The organism is uncultured Umboniibacter sp. (assembly GCF_947497555.1).
Classification (GTDB): Bacteria; Pseudomonadota; Gammaproteobacteria; order Pseudomonadales; family DSM-25080; genus Umboniibacter.
Genome location: NZ_CANMGY010000001.1, coordinates 575,629 through 595,077, shown reverse-complemented (window position 1 = coordinate 595,077; position 19,449 = coordinate 575,629). Strand labels below are relative to the sequence as shown.

The following is a 19,449-nucleotide window of genomic DNA, read 5'->3' as shown; positions in this document are numbered from 1 at the left end:
TTCAACGATTACGGCTTAATCAATGTACCTACACCTTCATCGGTGAATACTTCAAGTAACACGGCGTGGTTTACTCGCCCGTCAATGATGTGAGCACTGCTTACGCTGTTTTTTACTGCATCTAGCGCACAGCCGATTTTAGGTAGCATACCACCATAGATGGTGCCATCCGCGATTAATTCGTCAACTTCTAGCGCCGTTAGTCCAGTTAGGATCTCGCCACTCTTATCTTGCAAGCCTGCTACATTCGTTAGAAGCATGAGTTTCTCTGCATTGAGAACTTCAGCGATCTTCCCGGCCACCAAGTCCGCGTTAATATTGTAAGACTCTCCCTGCTCACCAACGCCGATGGGTGCAATGACTGGAATGAAATCACTCGCTACTAGCATGTCGATAACCGATGCGTTGATCGAGTCTACCTGACCAACGTGGCCAATATCTAGAATCTCAGAAGTGGTATGTTCCGGACTCTGCTCTCTGGACGAAATTTTCAATCGGCTTGCTTGAATCAGTTTACCATCTTTGCCCGTTAACCCAATGGCTTGACCACCCGCTTGGTTGATGGCGTTCACAATTCCTTTGTTTACATTGGCGCCCAATACCATTTCGACGACATCCATAGTCTCAGCATCAGTTACACGGTACCCATCCACAAACCGAGATTCGATATTGAGCCGAGCTAATAGATCGCCAATTTGGGGCCCACCACCATGCACTACCACAGGATTCATGCCTACAGCCTTCATTAGCACGATATCTCTAGCGAAGCTGGCTTTTAGGTCCTCTTCAACCATGGCGTTACCGCCATACTTAACCACAATCGTTTTCCCTGCGAATTTTTGGAGGTAGGGCAGCGCTTCCGTTAATACGCTTGCTTTACTGTTATCCACGGTAATTTCCTTATCGTAAATCTTCGATGAGCTCATTCCAGTCTATATCGTCGAATGCGCTACTTAAGAGGTCATAAAATCGTTGTCTCACCGCCGCCAAACCATCTTCGGTATCAGACTCAAAGCGGAACGTCACCGCACTTTCAGTGTTGGATGGACGAACCAAGCCCCAACCATCAGTAAATTCAACACGAACTCCATCCAATAGTAGGAAAGTAGCAATATCTTTCCAATCCTGGTGATCATTCATAAGATCTAATAGATGCGCACTGTAATCGGCACTCACTGGAATCCTGATTTCGGCAGACGAATAGCTCTTGGGTAGCGTGGCTACGAATTCACTTAGGGGCTGCTGGCGTTGATTCAGAAGCTGAATAATCCGCAGTGCTGCATAGATCCCATCATCAAAGCCATACCAATCATCGGCGATGAATAAATGTCCCGATAACTCTCCTCCAAGGATAGCATTTTCTTGAACCATTTTATTGCGCACGTTGGAATGACCAGACTTACAAACTAACCCTTCCCCCTGATAACGCTCGATGAACTCGTTAATGGTACTAGAACTCTTAATGTCGAAGACCACCTTACTGTTGGGCCTCCGAGCGCAGACATCGCGGGCGAGTAACATTAGTAATTTATCCGGCATAATAATCTGGCCAAGCTCATCAATCATAAACAGGCGGTCGCCGTCACCATCTAGTGCGATGCCGAAATCTGCTTGGTGGTCAATCACTCGCTGCCTGAGTGTATCGAGATTTGGTAAGTGCGAGGGATCTGGGTCATGGTTAGGAAAATCACCATCGGGATCACAAAAAAGCGGTATCGGCTCGCAACCTACTAACTTCAACACCGATAATGCGGTGGGACCGGCGATGCCATTACCAGCATCCACAGCCACCTTATAGGATATCGACTCGGTAATGCCCTGGGTCAGACGCTCAAGATACTCATTATCCAAGCTCTCTTCATGAAATTCTCCCGTCCCTGAAGCAAATTTGTTGGCAACAACCAGTGATTTAATATCACGAACCCGCTTTCCATCCAGCACCTTGCCGCCTATCACAATTTTAAAACCATTGTAGTCCTTTGGGTTGTGACTAGCGGTTATCATGACTCCAGATTGATGACGCCCCACTTCAGTGGCGTAATAGAGCTTGCCGGAAGGTCCTGTACCAATATCCACAACATGACAGCCGGTTTCCAGAATCCCCTTAATCAAAGCTCTGTGTAGCCGGGGAGATGAGCTTCGTTCATCACGGCACACGTACATCCCTTCACCTTGTGCTGAAAGCACCTTGGTACCCAAAGCTCTGCCGAGGTTCAACACAAGTTCGTCAGTTAGCTCTTCGGCACGGCCGCGGATATCATAATCACGAAACACATGGTGTGGTACTTCCGCCCATTTTGCATCATGAGCCGTGGAGGATTTACGTAAGCCCTTTTTGGACTCCTCCCTCATACTAGCTTCGTATTGGTAAATTCGACGCGCCATGACCACTCCCAATAAGCAGATCAATGCACTAATCGCTAGGGCGTAGTAAACCAAACTGTAATCTTTATCGACTTGAGTTAACCATTGATCACTAGCATCAAACTCTGCCATCCAGATGCCGCTTATTCTAATCCGTTCGCGATGCGTGCCTTCACCAGCTCCTTGACTAAGAATCATTTGCGCCCGACCTTGCGGTAGCTGTTGAAGCAATATGACCCGGCCATTAGACAGCTGAGGGAGTAGTAACTCGGAAAAATAATTAAGCGGTACGGTTTGCATATAGGCTACTGCTTGCGCGTCGCCAGCTTGGGTAACAACTTTGGCGAGGCGAAGATACCAGATATCGTTAAACTCAAACGCCTCCGGTTCGATGAATTGATCCTTACCAATAGCTCGAATCATGCGTAGATCGCCCCAGGAAATTGGCGGAGTAAATGAGTCATCAAGTTCGACTTCATTTAGTTTCGCGCCCAACACCACCCCATTCTGTTGGTCAGTGAAAGTATTCCAGCCTCGTTTCGTCAGCGGCTCTTCAGTAATTTCTGCCAAATTTTGTTCGAACTCAAGTTGTGCCAAACGCAAGCCATCAGCAACAACATGTCTTATTTGCTGTGCCTGCTCTACAACACGCTGCTTTTGTAGCGCTGCGTGATCATCCTCAATGAAACTGAGGCTGAAATAGGGAACTGCGCAGGCAACAACAAAGGCTGCTGCAACGACCCCGATCGCCTTCTTTACAATCTGAAACTTCACTCAAACTCCTTAAAGGCTGACAGCTAGTGTGGCAACAAGCTGGATGGCAATCTGATTCTTGGACGCCAAAGTCAATGACTGTTCAGTGGTCGCGGAAATCAACGTCACTGCATTATCATCATGATTGAAGCCCGCGTCCGTGCGCGAGACATCATTTGCCACAATCCAGTCTAGCTGTTTGCGTGATAGCTTATCTCTGGCGTAGCGAATCACGTCATTCGTTTCCGCCGCAAAACCCACTACGCAACCGGGCCGCTGCTCGTGTTTAGCTACCGTCGCAAGAATATCGGGGTTTTGTAATAAGGTGAGCTGCAGGTCATCGTCGGCTACCTTCTTAAGCTTCTGTTGAGCACATTGCTCAACGCGATAGTCGGACACGGCGGCCGCAGCGATAAACAAGTCCACACCTAGCGCATGTTCCATAGCTGCTGCCAACATATCCTGCGCGGTCTCAACGGCGATAAGCTCAACCCGCTCTGGGGAAATAAGATTAACCGGGCCACTGATCAACTTAACTGTGGCCCCAGCCTCAACACACGCCTGCGCTAACGCGTAACCCATCTTCCCAGAGCTATGATTGGACAGGAAGCGCACCGGGTCAATCGGTTCGCGCGTAGGCCCAGCGGTAATACACACCGTTTTCCCAGCCAGTGAGCCCGGTGTAAATTGCTCTGCCGAGAGCCTTACTAGCTCATTCGGGTCTAACATTCGACCTAGACCAACATCGCCACAGGCCTGACTCCCCGAATCGGGGCCGAACTGCTTCACTGATCGATTAGCGAGAAGATTAAGGTTCTCCTGGGTGGAGGCTGCCGCCCACATCTGTTGGTTCATAGCCGGTGCAATGGCTATGGGTGCATCAGTGGCTAAACAAAGCGTGGTGAGCAAGTCATTGCCCATTCCGGCTGCAAAACGTGCAATAAAGTCTGCCGAGGCGGGCGCAACAACTACTAAATCTGCCCACTTAGCTAGTTCGATATGTCCCATCGCTGCCTCGGCTTCGGTATTCAAAAGATCAATACCTACCGAATTACCGGATAGCGCCTGGAGCGTTAGCGGGGTTATAAATTCCTGTGCCGCGGGCGTCATAACTACACGAACGTCGGCACCCCAGTCTTTGAGGCGCCTGATGAACTCCGCGCTCTTGTACGCAGCGATTCCGCCTGTTACGCCAAGAAGGATTCGTTTATTCGCTAATGCAGCTAGTTGTTCCATCGCTTATATAAGACTCAAAAGGGAAAATAAAAAGATAACACAACCCCAGTGAGGTGTGCAGCTTATGTCTAAAGCTTTACCGAAAAAAAACAGCCATGATCGCTTTAAGCAAGTGAGTAATTTTGACCTATTTCAAAATTTGTTTAATTCCATTAACAGCAACGATGTAGCGATATTACGTGAAGTAAATGAAACGAATTCACTGCGCCACCTGGCCTGGCAATGTGAGAGTGAACCCGACTTTGCGGCACTCCACCACACCCTGCTGATAGTTAGAGAATTCAATCGCCGCTATTTGAGTGAGGAACTTCAGCGCTCTACCTATTTTAATGACCCCAATGACGTCAAAATATTTCTACTTGCCGAACTTGCTCAGCGACGCAGAGAACGATTTATCGCTTTATTCCTAGACAACCAACATCGTCTAATCGAGACAAAGGTGTTATTTAAGGGCACCATCAACGCTGCTCAGGTTTACCCTAGGGAGGTAGTCCGCGCTGCGATTGACTTAGATGCCGCTGCCGTCATTTTCGCCCACAACCACCCATCGGGTATTGCTGAGCCGAGTGATGCAGACCGACGAATCACCGATCGACTCATTAACGCTCTTTCACTCATAGATATACGTGTTCTCGACCATTTTGTTGTCGGCGATTGCGAGGTAATATCCTTTGCAGAACGAGGTTGGGTCTAACCCATTAAAATGTGTATAATGCTGGCTCGTTTTTTCGACTGGCGCGCGAAACTACCGAATAGCATGAAAATCAGGCAATTTTCGAGTTTTTTCTTGTTAATGGCTAGCGGTTCTGGTATAAAACGCGACCTCCAACGGGCTAAAAACCCAAACGAAGACAGAATTCGGATTTCGCCCGACGTTTAATCGGGCAACCAAGGCAACCGAGTAGATTTTTTGAGGCGATATCATGTCTAAAGTATGTCAAGTTACCGGCAAGCGTCCAGTAACTGGAAACAATGTTTCACACGCGAAAAACCGCACTAAGCGTCGTTTTGAGCCAAATTTGCACCACCACCGTTTTTGGGTTGAGTCGGAAAAGCGTTTCGTACGCCTTCGTCTTACTTCAAAAGGTATGCGTATCATTGACAAGAAAGGTATCGATTCCGTTCTTGCTGATATCCGCGCTCGTGGCGAATCTGTATAAGCTTTAAAAGCATTTAGGAGTTTTTAACATGCGTGATAAAATCCGTTTAGTATCAAGCGCTAACACTGGTCACTTTTACACTACTGACAAGAACAAGCGCAACATGCCTGGAAAAATGGAGATCAAGAAGTACGATCCTGTTGTTCGCAAGCACGTTATGTACAAAGAAGCTAAGATCAAGTAATTGATTCTTCGCTCCAAAGAAAGCTCGGCTATTTAGTCGGGCTTTTTTTATGGCGGTTTATCCCAGTTGCCGCCGCCCGCAAAGCATTCTAAAGTACCTTCTCATTCGCAGAAGATAGCTTGCAATCATGCCTGAATTGCCCGAAGTAGAAACCACCAAACGTGGCGTCCAACCCCATATCCAACAGCAGCGTATTACTGCGCTCGTCGTTCGTCAGGCCAAATTACGTTGGCCGGTATCTCCGGAGCTCCAATCCCTAGTGGGCGAAACGATACTCACTGTTCGCCGCCGAGCCAAATACCTACTTATTGATACTGCGAAGGGCTCCATTATGGTCCATCTCGGGATGTCAGGCAGCCTACGAGTGATTGAACAGGGTGAGCCGCCCGGCTTTCATGATCATGTGGACTTAGAGCTCGGCAAGATTGCGCTTCGCTATACCGACCCACGTCGCTTCGGTTGCTGGCTCTTCGTCGCCCCCAACGCTAGTCATGAGCTCCTCAGCAAACTCGGTCCAGAGCCGCTGGAGGAGGATTTCCAGCGTGAACCCTTCGCGGCGGCACTTCGTGCCACCAAGCGACCAATAAAACAGGCGATCATGGACAATAAAATCGTTGTCGGCGTTGGTAACATCTACGCCAACGAAGCGCTATTTATGGCGAAGATCAGCCCTGTACGAGCGGCAAGTAGGGTGTCAGTTAAACGCCTTAACGCCCTCTATGATGCCATTCGCATCGTGCTCGCTGAAGCCATCGAACAGGGGGGGACTACCCTCAAGGACTTCGTGGGCTCCGACGGCCAACCGGGTTATTTTAAACAGTCATTACACGTCTACGGTCGCGGTGGCCTAGACTGTACTGTATGCAAGCAGGCTTTAAAGGAAATACGCCTTGGTGGTCGGAGTACCGTCTACTGCCCAAACTGCCAACGATAGAGGAATGACTCAATGCTCGGACGCTTTAATGAAGACAAACTCGCTGCCATGGTTAGACAGCTTGAACACAACTATTTGGCGGGGAATAAGCTTCCCAATCTGCAGGTAGCTATTACCACCCCCAGCGAGACTATCTATTCTCATGCAGCGGGCTTTGCAGATATCGATACCCAAACGCCCATAACTACTCAGCACAGCTACCGAATCTATTCAATGACCAAGCCTATCACCTGTATGGCACTGATGATGTTGGTAGAGCGCGGTTTAATTCAGCTAACGGATGCGGTAGCCGACTACCTTCCGGAGCTAAGCTCTCTCAAGGTCTACGAAAGTGGTACGTTAGGAGATTTCGTTACTCGACCCATAGAGAATCCACTCACCATCCACCAGCTACTCACCCATACCAGTGGGCTCACCTATGGCTTCAACCAGGCCAACCCTATCGAGCACTTCTATGTGCAACATGAGCTGGATCACGTGTGGCGTAATACCAAGGAACAATGGCTGGCAAATCTTGCCGAAGCTCCGCTCCTTTTCGAACCGGGTACAGCATGGAATTACGGACTGTCTACTGACGTTATCGGCTTTGTTGTTGAGGCCGTCAGTGGCTGTTCTTTGGGTGAATTTATGCAACGGGAGATTTTCCAACCTCTGGGCATGTTGCAGACTGGGTTTCAATATACCGGCACCGCGGAGCGAATGACGAGCTGCTACCAGTGTACCGAGGAGAATTCACTGAAGTTATTTGACCGCTACGATAATTCGCTTTTTAGCCAGACCCCGAGAGCCCATTCTGGCGGTGGCGGCCTGGTGTCAACGAGTGCAGATTACCTCAAATTCATGCGTCTACTCCTTAACCATGGACGCCATGAAAACCAACAGATTATTGCTCCTAAAACACTGGAGTATATGCGCCTAAATCATCTTCCTAACGGCGCGAGTATTGCCGATATGAGCATGGGATCATTCAGTGAGGTTCGCTACCAAGGAACGGGGTATGGGCTTGGTTTTTCCAATCTATTTGATGTCACCGCCGCGGGAGTCGTGGGCTCTGAAGGCGAATATGGCTGGGGTGGTATGGCAAGTACCAACTTCTGGATTGATCCTGAGGAACAGTTTGGCGTCCTCCTACTCACTCAGCTTATTCCATCATCAACCTATAACATCCGCTCAGAGTTGCGCTCAATGATTTACGGCGCGTATCGTTACTAGGCTACCTAGAGAATGCGGCGCCCAGTATAAGGATTACTAGGCGCCGAGCACTATTCCCCTCTCACAACACCCTCTCGACGCGGATCGGCACCACCCTCTAAGAAGTTGCCAATCTTAATCAGATGAAGTCCCGAATTTTGAAATCCAGACCGGACGCGATAACCCTGCTGCTCCAGTGCGTCAATGGTTTCTGCATCGATACCAGGAGACTCTAATTCCAGCACCGAGGTGTTTCGAGCAACGATATGTGGAACGGCTACCGCAGCTTCGGGCGTCAGATTAAAGAGCAGCACATTAGCAATGGCCTGAGCCGTGTAATTGATGATTCGAGAACCCCCCGGGGAGCCCGCTGTTAACACTGGCTTACCATCAAGAAATACAATTGTTGGCGACATGGACGAGCGTGGACGTTTTCCGGGCTGAACTCGATTAGCCACTAATTCGCCATCCGCATTGACCGGTACGAAGTCAAAATCAGTGAGTTGATTATTCAGCAAGAAGCCACCTACCATCACTCGTGAGCCAAAGCCCATTTCAATAGAGCTAGTCATGCTGACGACATTGCCCTCCGTATCAACAACGGAAAAGTGTGTGGTTGACGGTTGGGACGGCGAGCCGTGAAAGGCTCGAGTCAGCGACACATCGGGAACGCCGGGTTGTGCTGAGACTAACGCCTCAGAGGTAATGAGTTTAGCGCGCTCGTCAAGATAATCGGGCGCCAACAGCCCCGCCACAGGAACCGCTACAAAGTCCGAATCAGCCAAATACATATTTCGATCGGCAAAAGCTAAGTTTGATGCCGCGGTGAAATGATGGATAAACAGTGGATCTAAGGGCCCGCTGTAGTCGGCCTGCTGTCGCTCAATCAGACTCAACTGCTGCAGCAGTGTCACACCGCCTGATGATGGCGGCGCCGCACTACACACTTCATAATCCCAAACCGGAGCGCAAACCGCTAGGCGCTCAACGGGCTGGTAGGCTTGCATATCTGCCAGCGTTAGCAATCCCTGGCTCGAGCTATCTGACTGAACTGCTGTCACAATCTGTTCCGCCAACTGTCCATGGTAAAAGACCTGAACACCCTCAGTCGCTAGGAGCTTAAGAGTTTTGGCGTAATCCGGATTTTTAAGCCGATAGCCAACCGGCCAGGGTTCACCGTCACCATCATAGAAATACGCTTTGATTGCTGGATTGACATCCATGTAGGGAAAGGTAGAGAGAAGCAAGTGAAGTCGGGGCGAAACTACAAACCCTTCCTCAGCTAACTTGATGGTTGGCTCAAAGAGTGTTTCCCAGGGTAATTTTCCGTGCTGTTCATGTGCCTCGGCCAGCATAGCGAGTACGCCGGGGACTCCCACAGAGCGGCCACCGATTAGTGCTTTCCAGAAGCCCATTCGATCGCCATTTTCCTCGAGAAACAACGAGCCATCGGCAGCCATCGGCGCCGTCTCTCGACCATCTAACATCACTAACGATTCGAGCGCAGCATCGTAGTGCAACATGAAGCCGCCACCACCGATCCCAGAGGATTGTGGTTCAACTAAGGTCAGCGCAAGCTGAATTGCAATCGCTGCATCAACAGCGGAACCACCAAGTTGAAGTATTTGGTAACCCGCCTCGGCGGCTAAAGGATGGGCTGCAACGACCATCGCGTTCTGCGAGGTGCCGCCCTTTAGAGCGCTTATACCCGAATAGGCTTCCGGCTGAAGTTCATCACTTGCCCATACTGAGGCGCTAAATAATGCTACGGCCAATATGAGCCCGCGCATCATGCTTGCTCAAATCGAAGTTTTAACGCTTCTGCTACTTTTGGGTGAACGAACTTAGTCACATCACCCTGGAGAGCGGCTATTTCGCGGACTAGCGTTGAGGAGATATAAGAAAGATGGTCTGCCGGTGTTAAGAATAAGCTCTCCACCTCGGGGGCCAAAGCACGATTCATATTCGCCAGCTGAAATTCGTATTCAAAATCTGAAACCGCTCGAAGCCCTCGCAGCACACCCGTCGCCTTATTCTTGCGAACAACATCCACTAGCAATCCCTCAAAGCCAATGACTTGGACACTGGGTAGGTGCTGAGTAACCTCTTTGACCATGCTGACCCGCTGTTCTAACGTGAAGAGCGGATTCTTTTTAGTATTCGGCGCAATAGCCACCACCACTTCGTCGAATAGTCGACTGGCACGCTCAATGAGATCCGTGTGACCGTTGGTAATGGGATCAAATGTTCCGGGGTAAACCACCCTGCGCATAATGTATTCCTTGTTACTCGTTGTCGTTGTTTGAAATCGATTCCGCTTCGCTCTGCGGTGAATAGGCTAACTGCCAGAGGGAAAAGCTTAGTTGACCCGCTGTTTTTGCCTTCAATTGTCGCCAATTGTTAGGCCACTCCACCACTTCGGACTTGGGCTGCTCTATGTATACTAACCCACCCGGCTTCATTGTGGGAATTAACTCTTGCAACAAAACCTGCCAAAGTTGGTCATCGAAGGGTGGATCTAGAAAAGCGATGTCGAAATAATTGCGCGGTTGATCCGCTAAAATACGTCGAGCGTCGCCCAACAACACCTCAGCTTCAAGCGAAAGCGTGCTGCAGTTTAGCCGTAGTTGTTGCGCCACGTGCGCATTGAATTCTATAAAAGCTGCGGACGCTGCCCCGCGTGAAAGTGCTTCGATACCCAGCGCACCTGAGCCAGCGCAGACATCGACACACCTTGCTCCGGTTATGAAGGGTTGCAGCCAATTAAAAACCGTCTCTCGCACACGATCTCCGGTAGGTCGTAAACCGTCTGCTAGAATCACAGGTAGTTTGCGCCCGCGATGCACCCCTCCGATGACTCGAATGGTTGATGGTTGAGCGCTATGTTGACGTATTTTTGAGGCCATTTTTTGAGCATTCATTAGTTAGTTCTAGCGGTTGGTGGTAACATTAGCCCACCAGACGTCGGTCTGCCGACATCCTAACAAATTATGTAAAGCGGTTGCCTTAACAAAATGCTTTTTTTTAAAAAGAAACGGAAGCAAAACGATGCCAATCCGGAACAAAACTCTGAGCCGACCTCGCAAACAGACGCACCGTCGGAAAGTGAGGAAGTTAACCCAGCGCCGAATTCGTCAACGCCTGACGAGCTCGAGGGCGCTGTCGAGAATGTCGCAGATCAAGCGCCGATTACGTCATCTGATGAAGAAGATGCGAGCGCGCCCAGTGAACCGACTAAAACCAGCTGGCTCCAACGAGTCAAACAAGGATTAAGCCGAACTAGCTCTCAGTTTAGCGATGGCTTAGCCAATGTTTTCCTCGGTAAGAAGGAAATTGACGACGAGTTACTCGAGGAGCTCGAAACACAGCTTTTATTGGCTGATGTGGGCATGAAAGCCACTTTGCGTATCATTGATGCACTCACTGAACGCGTTGCCCGTAAGGAACTGAAAGACGCCGCCGCCCTCCGACAGGCACTCCTCGATTTACTTGAGGAACAATTGCAGTCAGTGGATAGCTCCTTTGACTATGGCAAGACCGGCAACAAGCCCTGTGTCATTCTTGTCGTTGGCGTGAATGGTGTGGGCAAAACCACCACGATTGGCAAGCTCGCCAAGCAACTCCAAGGAGAAGGAAAGCGTGTTATGCTCGCTGCAGGTGACACCTTCCGTGCGGCGGCGGTAGAGCAGCTGCAAGTCTGGGGTGAGCGCAATGATGTTCCCGTCATTGCACAGCACACCGGCGCCGACAGTGCTTCAGTCATCTTCGATGCCGTTCAGGCTGCCGAGGCACGCAATGTGGACGTTCTCATAGCCGATACTGCTGGCCGACTTCAAAACAAAGCCAACTTAATGGAAGAGTTGGAAAAGGTTGTTCGCGTCATGAAGAAGCTCAACCCCGATGCGCCACACGAGGTACTGTTAGTCCTAGACGCGGGCACGGGGCAGAACGCTATCTCGCAAACCAAATTATTCACCGAAGCCGTCAATGTGACAGGATTGGCGTTGACAAAACTCGACGGCACCGCAAAAGGCGGTATTATATTCGCTCTGGCTAACGAATTTAGTGTTCCCGTGCGTTTTATCGGTGTCGGTGAAGGAATCGACGATTTAAGGCCGTTCAAGGCACGCGAGTTTAGCGAGGCGTTATTCCAAACAACCAGGTCATAGCCAATGGAGGGTGAACGTGATCGAACTGCGACACGTCCACAAGCGATATAGTCAGCAAAAGGATGTCCTAAAGAATGTTAGCTTTTCACTAGAGAAGGGCAGCATGACCTTTTTGACGGGGCAGTCCGGTGCCGGTAAGAGTACCTTACTCAAATTAATCGCCGGCTTAGAGCGACCCAACAAAGGTGACGTCGTAGTGGGCGGTGAGCCAGTGAGTTCACTGAAGAGTTGGGAGCTACCCTACTATCGACGCCAAATTGGCGTGGTATTCCAGGATCATCAACTGATTGAAGAACTCCCTATCTTCGAGAACGTGGCACTGCCCTTACGCGTCTCAGGTTATAGTGATATCGACATTCAACGCCGGGTGATCTCTGCGCTAGCGAGTGTTGGTCTAGCAGATTCAGCGCCAAGCTTCCCATCACAATTGTCGGGCGGCGAGCAGCAGCGAGTGGGTATTGCTCGTGCCGTGGTAGCGAAGCCTAGTGTCCTTATTGCCGATGAGCCTACAGGTAACCTAGACCCTGAGCTCTCTACTGACATCATGGGCCTGCTTCATCGTTTCAGCCAAGTTGGTGTAACGGTTCTCATTGCCTCGCATGATATCGCGCTGATTCAGCAGCTCGGCCATCCTATCCTGCACCTTCAGGGGGGCAATATTCGATGAAGTCGTCTGCAAGCCAAGCGGGGCAAAAGCCGACTCAAGCCTGGATACAACACCATCGTTTTTGTTTTGCCGACGCGCTGCGCCGCCAACGAAAAGACCTGGGGAGAAGTTTTCTTACCTGGTTAGTGATTGCCTTCTCGCTGGTGTTGCCCGCCCTACTCTACGCCGTATTAATTCAAATTGAGCCTTTGCTAGAACAACGTCCCGAGCCACAGTTAAACGCCTATTTGGGTAATACACTGAGTGAAAACGAGCTATCCGCGTTTAGCGCCGAGTTATCTCAAAGGGATAATATTGCGGTTGAATATATCTCTCCAGAGACTGCACTAGCAGCGCTTCAGAGCGAAATCAACACCGCTTCAAGTAGCCAATTTAACCCACTACCGCATACCTTTGTGGTGACAGCCCCCAGCGCGCAATTGGATGAGCTCGCAACCATTCTGCGCGCGGACGATAGGGTGGACGAAGTTCAATTAGACAGAGAATGGATTCAGCGTTGGCAATGGCTAGCAACCATTGGCGAGCGCTCGCTACTCTTGATAAGTTTAATCTTACTACTGGGTGCCGTAGCGACAGTGGGCAATACCGTGGGTTTAACCATCGTGATGCGCCAACACGAGATAGAAGTCATGACGCTGGTAGGTGCTACCTCTACCTTCATTCGCCGCCCCTTTATTTATCACGGCGTCATCTCTGGGATCATCGGCGGGCTGCTCAGCAGTGTCCTGCTAATCGCCATCGTGATATCGCTGTATACGCCATGGCAACAGTTTATCCACAGCTACGAAATTAGCGCCATTTCAATTCCGCTCTGGGTCTGGCTTTTCCCTATTGTCTCGGGCCTGTTAGTTGGAGCTGGAGGAGCGACCATCGCCTGCTCTCGTTTTGTCCGTTATTAGCTTGGTGTTTCGGTAAGTCGCTACGTTCCAAGGTGCTTAGCCTGTTCGCAAACACGCCCTCCACATGCTATTATTTGCAGCCAATTTGGCAGGATCCCCCATGAGTAAAGAACTGCAAGCTTTCGTTCAAATGTCACCAGGTGCAAACCTGAGTGCATACGTGCAAGCAGCAAATAGCATTGCAGTTCTGAGCGCTGAGGAAGAAAAAGATCTCGCCGAAGCCCTGTACTATGGCAACGACTTAGACGCCGCCCGTAAATTGGTCATGGCCCACCTTCGCTTCGTAGTCCATATCGCCCGTAGCTACAATGGTTACGGCTTAGCACAGGGTGACCTTATTCAGGAAGGCAACATTGGCCTAATGAAAGCCGTCAAACGCTTTAACCCAGAAAAGGGTGTTCGCCTGGTCTCCTTTGCCGTCCATTGGGTCAAAGCCGAGATCCACGAATTTATTCTGCGTAACTGGCGAATTGTTAAAGTTGCCACCACCAAGGCACAGCGCAAATTGTTCTTCAACCTTCGCTCTGCCAAGAAGAAGCTAGCTTGGCTAACTCACGATGAAGCGACAGCTGTTGCCGCCGATTTAGGGGTTGAAGTTGCCCACGTTCGCGAAATGGAAAAACGCCTCGCAGCGGTAGATGCCTCTTTCGACCCACTTTTCGATGACGACGATGACGCACCTGCCAGCGCCCCCGCGCTCTATCTGGAAGATCAGAGTGCCGATCCGGCTATTCAGGTCATTGAGGCCGATTCAAGCGCTTCGAGCTTGGGCCATCTAAGCCAAGCACTTGCCGCACTCGATGACCGCAGCCGAGATATTTTAGAAAGCCGATGGCTGGGCGACAATAAAGCGACGCTTCACGAGCTAGCGGACCGCTATGAAGTCTCTGCGGAACGTATTAGACAGCTTGAAAAGAATGCCATGAAGAAGGTCAAAGCAGCCATTGATGCAGCGGACGAAGAATGACCGCTAAATCGCTACTGATTCTGAGCGCCATTTCTGGCGCCCTCTGTGTTGCACTGGGAGCCTTCGGAGCTCACGCTCTGAGCGATAGCTTATCCCTTAGCCAACAGGCCACCTGGAGAACTGCCTCGCTCTACCAACTATTTCACACCTTAGCTGCCATGTTCTGCCTAGGGTGCTCCGGCTATCTAAAGGACCGCGACGCGGTTAACATTGCCACCGGCTTTCTGATCGGTATTCTTTTGTTTTGCACCAGCTTATACGCGCTTGCCTTGGGGGCGCCGCGCTGGATTGGCTTGATAACCCCCATTGGCGGTCTATTCTGGATTAGCAGCTGGCTATATTTAGCTTTTTCAACTTTCAAATATCAACGCTAGTAGTGAACTATGACTGAATCAACCCCCGAAGACACACCATTTGAAATTCGCCCACAGTACAAAAAGAAGTCTATTCGTAGCTTTGTTATTCGCGCTGGCCGAATCACTGACGGACAACGCCAAGCGATGGAGCAGCAGTGGCCGCATTACGGTCTAAGCCTCTATGACGGCCTGTTAGATCTAGCACAGGTATTTGGCAACGACAATCCAGTTGTGGTGGAAGTGGGTTTTGGTATGGGCGATTCACTACTTGAAATGGCAGAACAAGACCCGAATACCAACTTTATTGGTATCGAAGTTCACCCACCAGGAGTCGGGCGCCTCATCAACGAAGCGACCATGCGTGAACTTCGAAATATTCGCGTCTTCTGTGCCGATGCTAACGATGTGCTCGAGGATTGCTTTGCCGATGAAAGCATTAAACGTCTGCAGCTTTATTTCCCAGATCCTTGGCACAAGAAAAAGCACAACAAGCGCCGCATTGTCCAAGCTGAATTCGTGGAAAAGATTCGTCAAAAGCTAATTCCAGCTGGTCATTTTCATATGGCGACTGATTGGGAACCCTACGCCGAGCACATGATGGAAACCATGGGCGAGGACAACGGTTTCCACAACAGTATGTCGGGTAGTGATTTTGCACCAAGGCCGGATTATCGTCCCATCACCAAATTTGAGAAACGCGGTGAGCGTTTGGGCCACGGCGTCTGGGATCTCATCTTCGTTAAGAGCTAGAGAACTCTCTTAAAATCGGTTAGCAGCGGCATTATTCAGCCGCTTCTAACTGCTCAAGCACGTCCAACCAACTCGCTTCCACATCCTCTAACTGCACGCGAATTTTTCCACTCTCCGTGGACAGCTCTTGAGCGAGTGCCGGCGTATCTGAATAGATACTTGGATCACCTAGCTGACCTTCGATTTCAGCCAATCGCTCCTCGAGCTGCTCTATCTGTTTTTCCAGCTTTTGCTGCTGCTTCCGAAGGGGCGCTAACTGAGCTCGTCGATTGGCAGCTTCCTGCCGCGCCTGCTTTTTATCGACTGCCGGTGCAACACTCTTGATCGCTGGCGAAGCGTCCGCCTCACGCTGCTTTAACCATCGCGAGTAATCGCTGAGATCGCCATCGAAGGCCGCCACTTTTCCATCCGCTACCAACCAGTACTCGTCCACCGTATTCGCCAATAAATGACGATCGTGCGAAACCAATAGAACGGCGCCCTCAAAGGTTTGTAGCGCCACCGTAAGGGCGTGGCGGACCTCGAGATCCAAGTGGTTAGTCGGCTCATCAAGAATTAGTAGGTTAGGAGTCTGCCAAACCACTAGCGCCAAGGCTAAGCGTGTTTTCTCTCCACCTGAAAAGGGTTCGATGGCCTCGAAAACTCGATCACCCTGAAAATTAAAGCCTCCTAGAAAATTACGAACTTCGGCCTCCGGCGCATTGGGACTGAGCGTGCGAATATGATCAAAACAACTCTGATCCAACTCGAGCGCATCCAGCTGCTGTTGAGCAAAATACCCTACGCGCGTGTGCTCTCCCGAAATAATGTCGCCGCTCAGCTTTGGTAGCTCCCCCACTAACGTCTTGATCAGGGTAGACTTACCCGCGCCGTTAACCCCCAGCAAGCCAACGCGCTGGCCTGGCTGAATAGCAAAATTAAGCTTATTGAAGACCGTCGCCGAGGTATAGCCCGCATCAACCTCATCAAGATTGAGCAATGGGGATGAAATCTTATCGTGACAGGGAATGCGAAAATGAAAGGGGCTATCGGCGTGAGCCGGGGCAATATCTTCCATACGCTGCAGCTCCTTTAAGCGAGACTGCGCCTGACGTGCCTTGGTGGCTTTATAGCGGAAACGCGCCACGAAGGATTCGATTTCCTTCTTGCGACGTTGCTGCTTCTCGAAAATAGCCTGCTGCTGCGCCATTCGCTCTGCTTTCTGACGCTCGTAGGCGGAATAGTTACCACGATAGGAAGTTAATTGGCGCTGTTCTAGCGCGACAATATGATCGGCTACTGCGTCAATAAAATCTCGGTCATGAGAGATCAAGATTAAGGTGCCCTCGTAGGCCCGTAACCAGTCCTGTAGCCAGATTATGGTATCCAAATCTAGATGGTTGGTTGGCTCATCCAGAAGCAGAAGATCGGAACGACACATCAGTGCCCTAGCCAGGTTTAAGCGCATGCGCCAGCCACCTGAGTACGAGGTTACCGTTCGTTCACCCACATCCTTGGCAAAACCCAGTCCATGGAGGAGCTTTTCGGCTCGATTTCTCGCTCCGTAACCCTCAATGCGCTCAAGCTCGGCATGTGCCGAGGCGATCTTAGGCCCATCATCGTTCGTTTCAGCAGCTTTGAGCTGTGCTTCAATTAATCGTAACTCAACATCGCCATCTACGACGTAATCTACCGCAATAGCATCGGTCTCGGGGTGCTCCTGCGCCATATGTGCAATGGTCCAAGCCCTGGGGACGTGACAATCGCCCTGGTCAACCGTAAGTTCGCCCATTAAAAGCTTAAACAGGGTAGTTTTGCCAGCGCCGTTAGCACCAATTAGGGCAATTTTATGTCCCGTATTGATCCTAAGAGAGGCGTTCTCTAGTAGACTTTTCTCGCCTCGTTGGAGATTCGCGGCTGTTATTTGTATCATCAGTGCTCACTCGCCCATTTTTAATGTCCGCAGTTTAGCAAATAAGAGGTTCGATATGTCGGCTTTAAACGAAAGTTTCTGGAACTTCTGTCTACAGACTTGGTCAGATAAGACGCTCGCTGAACGCTTGATCAAGGCATCAATTGAAGAGCACACTGACGTGGTATTAGTTCTTTTCTTCGTTTGGACCCAGCAACAGCAATACGGGTTAAGCGCTGCAGGCACCATCAAAATTGAGCAGCTGGCGGAGGTCTATCGACCCTTGATAGAGGCCTACCGTTCGCTGCGCCGCCAATCCAAAGATGTGGTGGCGAATAAACTATATCAAGCTCAGAAAAGCTTAGAGCTATTGTCAGAGCGCTGTTACGCCAATGAGCTCTGTGATTGCATTGATACTGATGAGGTGAACATTGCTTCGGCTGAAGTCATTAGTTTAAGCAACTATGACCAAGCGCTAGCTAGGCATTTAACGCAAGTCATAGACTCAGAGCCCCTGAAGCCATAGACTCTATGGTATCAACAAAAATTGATCACTTATAAACAGGATTAGATGATGAAATTAAAAACACTCGCCGCTGCGGTGGCTATATCTGTAACACTTGTGGGTTGCGGAGAAGAAGACACAGCAACGACTGATGTCGCTATGCAGAGCTCAGCGCCTGTTGAAACCCTAGAACAGCGAGTTTCTTACCTAATGGGCTTACAGTTCGGCCAGCAGTTATCTGGCGGTGAGTTTGAGATCAACCAAGACGCACTCCAAGCAGGGATGAGTGACGGTTTAAACGGTTTTGAGCAACGCCTCACTGAAGAACAAATTACAGCCACGCTCGCTGAATTTCAAACCATGATGGAAGCCCAGCAGATTGCAGCACAACAGGAAGCAGAGGCAACTCTCGCTTCTCAATCTGCCGAGAACGAAGCTGCTGGCTTTGCTTTCCTAACGGAGAATGGCGCACGCCCAGAAGTCATCACTACCGAGAGTGGCCTTCAGTATGAAGTACTGCAAGAAGGTACGGGTGCACAGCCTACTTCTGACGACGTGGTTACCGTAAACTATAAGGGAACTTTCCTTGATGGGAGCGTATTTGACGATTCATCTCTTCATGGTGGCCCCGCTACATTCGGTCTCGACCAAGTGATTAGTGGTTGGACTGAAGGCGTTGCCCTGATGAAGGTTGGCGCGAAGCATAAGCTATACATACCCTATAACTTGGCTTACGGTGAAAATGGTTCAATGTCTATTCCACCGAAATCTACACTGATCTTTGAAGTGGAACTACTAGAGATTGCTGAATAAACATAGTTCACAGTAGAGCTAAGACAAGAAAGGCGCGAATGAATAATCATTCGCGCCTTTTTTATTTGTCAATGCGAGTCCATCAAGCTTATTACGAGTTAGCTTTTAACCAGATCTCGATGTGCGTTGTGTAAAATTTCGATCATCTGATCCTCCATCTCGAAACGCGCTTCAAGATGCTCACCAAGCCCGACAACCTTATCGGCTAGCTCATGAAGATTACACTTTTCATTCACGAAATCATGGAAATCCATGAGATGCTGCGTGTTCTGCTCTAACTTCGGGATTAGCACTCCGGCAATTTCATCGCTGCCGTCTTGAAAATCCTGCCCTTCAAGCATGAGTTGTTCGTAAACTTCAAAATGCCCCTTTGACGCATAGTCTACGAGCAATTGGCAAAATCGCTGAATACTCTCCCAAATAGGGCGTGGCTGTGCTGGCTGTAAGCCTGTCAGCTGACAGTATATTTTTACCAACTGCTGGCGCTCTTGAAGCCAACTATCAATGATGTTGCTTACCCCACCAAAGCGCTCTGATGCTGTTTGACTCTTTACTAACATACGGCTTTCCCCCTTGTTAAATCCATTACAATGAGTTTAGACGAATACCG

Annotated in this window: 21 protein-coding genes; 13 read left to right on the top strand and 8 right to left on the bottom strand. The window is 49.9% G+C overall.

Features of this window, described 5'->3' with window-relative positions; all coding sequences use genetic code 11:
- Positions 1 to 8: 8 nt before the first annotated feature.
- The 3 genes from argB to coaBC are packed head-to-tail and all read right to left on the bottom strand — an operon-like array spanning position 9 to position 4,353.
- Positions 9 to 926 (bottom strand): acetylglutamate kinase, encoded by a 918-nt coding sequence (argB, locus tag Q0698_RS02670; protein ID WP_298633441.1) that lies wholly within the window; start codon positions 924 to 926, stop codon positions 9 to 11.
- The gene (locus tag Q0698_RS02665; protein WP_298633439.1) at positions 901 to 3,138 is read right to left on the bottom strand and encodes a phosphomannomutase/phosphoglucomutase; all 2,238 of its coding nucleotides are present in this window, start codon (positions 3,136 to 3,138) and stop codon (positions 901 to 903) included. Before Q0698_RS02665 ends, argB begins: the two co-directional genes overlap by 26 nt.
- 9 nt (positions 3,139 to 3,147) lie before the next feature.
- The gene (coaBC, locus tag Q0698_RS02660; RefSeq protein WP_298633437.1) at positions 3,148 to 4,353 is read right to left on the bottom strand and encodes a bifunctional phosphopantothenoylcysteine decarboxylase/phosphopantothenate--cysteine ligase CoaBC; all 1,206 of its coding nucleotides are present in this window, start codon (positions 4,351 to 4,353) and stop codon (positions 3,148 to 3,150) included.
- Positions 4,354 to 4,417: 64 nt separating this feature from the next.
- Between coaBC and radC the strand changes: the two genes are divergently transcribed.
- From radC to Q0698_RS02635, 5 genes are all read left to right on the top strand, one after another.
- Positions 4,418 to 5,047, top strand: coding sequence for a DNA repair protein RadC (gene radC / locus Q0698_RS02655; RefSeq protein WP_298633435.1), 630 nt, complete (start codon positions 4,418 to 4,420; stop codon positions 5,045 to 5,047).
- 229 nt (positions 5,048 to 5,276) lie between these two features.
- A complete protein-coding gene (gene rpmB / locus Q0698_RS02650) occupies positions 5,277 to 5,513 on the top strand; it encodes a 50S ribosomal protein L28 (protein WP_298633433.1) in 237 nt (78 codons plus the stop codon).
- Positions 5,514 to 5,541: 28 nt separating this feature from the next.
- On the top strand, positions 5,542 to 5,697 hold the full coding sequence (rpmG, locus tag Q0698_RS02645) for a 50S ribosomal protein L33 (RefSeq protein ID WP_121875433.1): 156 nt from the start codon (positions 5,542 to 5,544) through the stop codon (positions 5,695 to 5,697).
- Between the two features lie 127 nt (positions 5,698 to 5,824).
- On the top strand, positions 5,825 to 6,631 hold the full coding sequence (mutM, locus tag Q0698_RS02640; protein ID WP_298633430.1) for a bifunctional DNA-formamidopyrimidine glycosylase/DNA-(apurinic or apyrimidinic site) lyase: 807 nt from the start codon (positions 5,825 to 5,827) through the stop codon (positions 6,629 to 6,631).
- Positions 6,632 to 6,643: 12 nt separating this feature from the next.
- Positions 6,644 to 7,843 carry a serine hydrolase domain-containing protein gene (locus Q0698_RS02635; RefSeq protein WP_298633428.1) on the top strand — a complete coding sequence of 400 codons (1,200 nt, stop codon included), beginning with the start codon at positions 6,644 to 6,646 and terminating at the stop codon, positions 7,841 to 7,843.
- 50 nt (positions 7,844 to 7,893) lie between these two features.
- On the opposite strand, the gene ggt is transcribed toward Q0698_RS02635, so the two are convergent.
- From ggt to rsmD, 3 genes are read right to left on the bottom strand one after another with little or no spacing between them, the layout of a single operon-like run.
- Positions 7,894 to 9,615 carry a gamma-glutamyltransferase gene (ggt, locus tag Q0698_RS02630; protein ID WP_298633426.1) on the bottom strand — a complete coding sequence of 574 codons (1,722 nt, stop codon included), beginning with the start codon at positions 9,613 to 9,615 and terminating at the stop codon, positions 7,894 to 7,896.
- Positions 9,612 to 10,094, bottom strand: coding sequence for a pantetheine-phosphate adenylyltransferase (coaD, locus tag Q0698_RS02625; RefSeq protein ID WP_298633424.1), 483 nt, complete (start codon positions 10,092 to 10,094; stop codon positions 9,612 to 9,614). The genes ggt and coaD overlap by 4 nt, the downstream gene beginning before the upstream one ends.
- Positions 10,095 to 10,107: 13 nt before the next feature.
- Positions 10,108 to 10,743 (bottom strand): 16S rRNA (guanine(966)-N(2))-methyltransferase RsmD, encoded by a 636-nt coding sequence (gene rsmD, locus Q0698_RS02620; protein WP_298633422.1) that lies wholly within the window; start codon positions 10,741 to 10,743, stop codon positions 10,108 to 10,110.
- Positions 10,744 to 10,836: 93 nt separating this feature from the next.
- Here rsmD and ftsY point away from each other — a divergent pair, with 93 nt between their 5' ends.
- The 6 genes from ftsY (at position 10,837) to trmB (ending at position 15,630) form a co-directional block, all read left to right on the top strand.
- Entirely contained in the window at positions 10,837 to 11,991 is a 1,155-nt protein-coding gene (ftsY, locus tag Q0698_RS02615) for a signal recognition particle-docking protein FtsY (protein ID WP_298633420.1), read from the top strand.
- Between the two features lie 16 nt (positions 11,992 to 12,007).
- On the top strand, positions 12,008 to 12,658 hold the full coding sequence (gene ftsE, locus Q0698_RS02610) for a cell division ATP-binding protein FtsE (protein WP_298633418.1): 651 nt from the start codon (positions 12,008 to 12,010) through the stop codon (positions 12,656 to 12,658).
- A complete protein-coding gene (locus Q0698_RS02605) occupies positions 12,655 to 13,557 on the top strand; it encodes an ABC transporter permease (RefSeq protein ID WP_298633416.1) in 903 nt (300 codons plus the stop codon). The genes ftsE and Q0698_RS02605 overlap by 4 nt, the downstream gene beginning before the upstream one ends.
- 100 nt (positions 13,558 to 13,657) lie before the next feature.
- Entirely contained in the window at positions 13,658 to 14,524 is an 867-nt protein-coding gene (gene rpoH, locus Q0698_RS02600; protein ID WP_298633414.1) for an RNA polymerase sigma factor RpoH, read from the top strand.
- Positions 14,521 to 14,898, top strand: a complete 378-nt coding sequence (locus Q0698_RS02595; protein ID WP_298633412.1) for a DUF423 domain-containing protein — start codon at positions 14,521 to 14,523, stop codon at positions 14,896 to 14,898. The genes rpoH and Q0698_RS02595 overlap by 4 nt, the downstream gene beginning before the upstream one ends.
- Positions 14,899 to 14,943: 45 nt before the next feature.
- The gene (gene trmB / locus Q0698_RS02590; protein ID WP_366140253.1) at positions 14,944 to 15,630 is read left to right on the top strand and encodes a tRNA (guanosine(46)-N7)-methyltransferase TrmB; all 687 of its coding nucleotides are present in this window, start codon (positions 14,944 to 14,946) and stop codon (positions 15,628 to 15,630) included.
- A gap of 31 nt (positions 15,631 to 15,661) precedes the next feature.
- Here the strand turns inward: trmB and Q0698_RS02585 are convergent, their stop codons facing one another.
- A complete protein-coding gene (locus Q0698_RS02585) occupies positions 15,662 to 17,542 on the bottom strand; it encodes an ATP-binding cassette domain-containing protein (protein ID WP_298633409.1) in 1,881 nt (626 codons plus the stop codon).
- A 55-nt stretch (positions 17,543 to 17,597) separates the two neighbouring features.
- Between Q0698_RS02585 and Q0698_RS02580 the strand changes: the two genes are divergently transcribed.
- Together Q0698_RS02580 and Q0698_RS02575 are read left to right on the top strand one after the other, a co-directional pair.
- Positions 17,598 to 18,047 (top strand): DUF2390 domain-containing protein, encoded by a 450-nt coding sequence (locus Q0698_RS02580; RefSeq protein WP_298633407.1) that lies wholly within the window; start codon positions 17,598 to 17,600, stop codon positions 18,045 to 18,047.
- A 45-nt stretch (positions 18,048 to 18,092) separates the two neighbouring features.
- On the top strand, positions 18,093 to 18,839 hold the full coding sequence (locus Q0698_RS02575; RefSeq protein WP_298633405.1) for an FKBP-type peptidyl-prolyl cis-trans isomerase: 747 nt from the start codon (positions 18,093 to 18,095) through the stop codon (positions 18,837 to 18,839).
- 98 nt (positions 18,840 to 18,937) lie between these two features.
- Here Q0698_RS02575 and rsd read toward each other — a convergent pair whose 3' ends face one another.
- Entirely contained in the window at positions 18,938 to 19,399 is a 462-nt protein-coding gene (rsd, locus tag Q0698_RS02570) for a sigma D regulator (protein WP_298633403.1), read from the bottom strand.
- Positions 19,400 to 19,449 lie beyond the last annotated feature (50 nt).

What these genes read in the sequence shown, in the direction of transcription:
- argB (WP_298633441.1), bottom strand. Translation starts at nt 926, where the DNA reads ATGAGCTCATCGAAGATTTACGATAAGGAAATTACCGTGGATAACAGT.
- coaBC (WP_298633437.1), bottom strand. Translation starts at nt 4,353, where the DNA reads ATGGAACAACTAGCTGCATTAGCGAATAAACGAATCCTTCTTGGCGTA.
- radC (WP_298633435.1), top strand. Translation starts at nt 4,418, where the DNA reads ATGTCTAAAGCTTTACCGAAAAAAAACAGCCATGATCGCTTTAAGCAA.
- rpmB (WP_298633433.1), top strand. Translation starts at nt 5,277, where the DNA reads ATGTCTAAAGTATGTCAAGTTACCGGCAAGCGTCCAGTAACTGGAAAC.
- rpmG (WP_121875433.1), top strand. Translation starts at nt 5,542, where the DNA reads ATGCGTGATAAAATCCGTTTAGTATCAAGCGCTAACACTGGTCACTTT.
- mutM (WP_298633430.1), top strand. Translation starts at nt 5,825, where the DNA reads ATGCCTGAATTGCCCGAAGTAGAAACCACCAAACGTGGCGTCCAACCC.
- Q0698_RS02635 (WP_298633428.1), top strand. Translation starts at nt 6,644, where the DNA reads ATGCTCGGACGCTTTAATGAAGACAAACTCGCTGCCATGGTTAGACAG.
- ggt (WP_298633426.1), bottom strand. Translation starts at nt 9,615, where the DNA reads ATGATGCGCGGGCTCATATTGGCCGTAGCATTATTTAGCGCCTCAGTA.
- coaD (WP_298633424.1), bottom strand. Translation starts at nt 10,094, where the DNA reads ATGCGCAGGGTGGTTTACCCCGGAACATTTGATCCCATTACCAACGGT.
- rsmD (WP_298633422.1), bottom strand. Translation starts at nt 10,743, where the DNA reads ATGAATGCTCAAAAAATGGCCTCAAAAATACGTCAACATAGCGCTCAA.
- ftsY (WP_298633420.1), top strand. Translation starts at nt 10,837, where the DNA reads ATGCTTTTTTTTAAAAAGAAACGGAAGCAAAACGATGCCAATCCGGAA.
- Q0698_RS02605 (WP_298633416.1), top strand. Translation starts at nt 12,655, where the DNA reads ATGAAGTCGTCTGCAAGCCAAGCGGGGCAAAAGCCGACTCAAGCCTGG.
- rpoH (WP_298633414.1), top strand. Translation starts at nt 13,658, where the DNA reads ATGAGTAAAGAACTGCAAGCTTTCGTTCAAATGTCACCAGGTGCAAAC.
- Q0698_RS02595 (WP_298633412.1), top strand. Translation starts at nt 14,521, where the DNA reads ATGACCGCTAAATCGCTACTGATTCTGAGCGCCATTTCTGGCGCCCTC.
- Q0698_RS02585 (WP_298633409.1), bottom strand. Translation starts at nt 17,542, where the DNA reads ATGATACAAATAACAGCCGCGAATCTCCAACGAGGCGAGAAAAGTCTA.
- Q0698_RS02580 (WP_298633407.1), top strand. Translation starts at nt 17,598, where the DNA reads ATGTCGGCTTTAAACGAAAGTTTCTGGAACTTCTGTCTACAGACTTGG.
- Q0698_RS02575 (WP_298633405.1), top strand. Translation starts at nt 18,093, where the DNA reads ATGATGAAATTAAAAACACTCGCCGCTGCGGTGGCTATATCTGTAACA.
- rsd (WP_298633403.1), bottom strand. Translation starts at nt 19,399, where the DNA reads ATGTTAGTAAAGAGTCAAACAGCATCAGAGCGCTTTGGTGGGGTAAGC.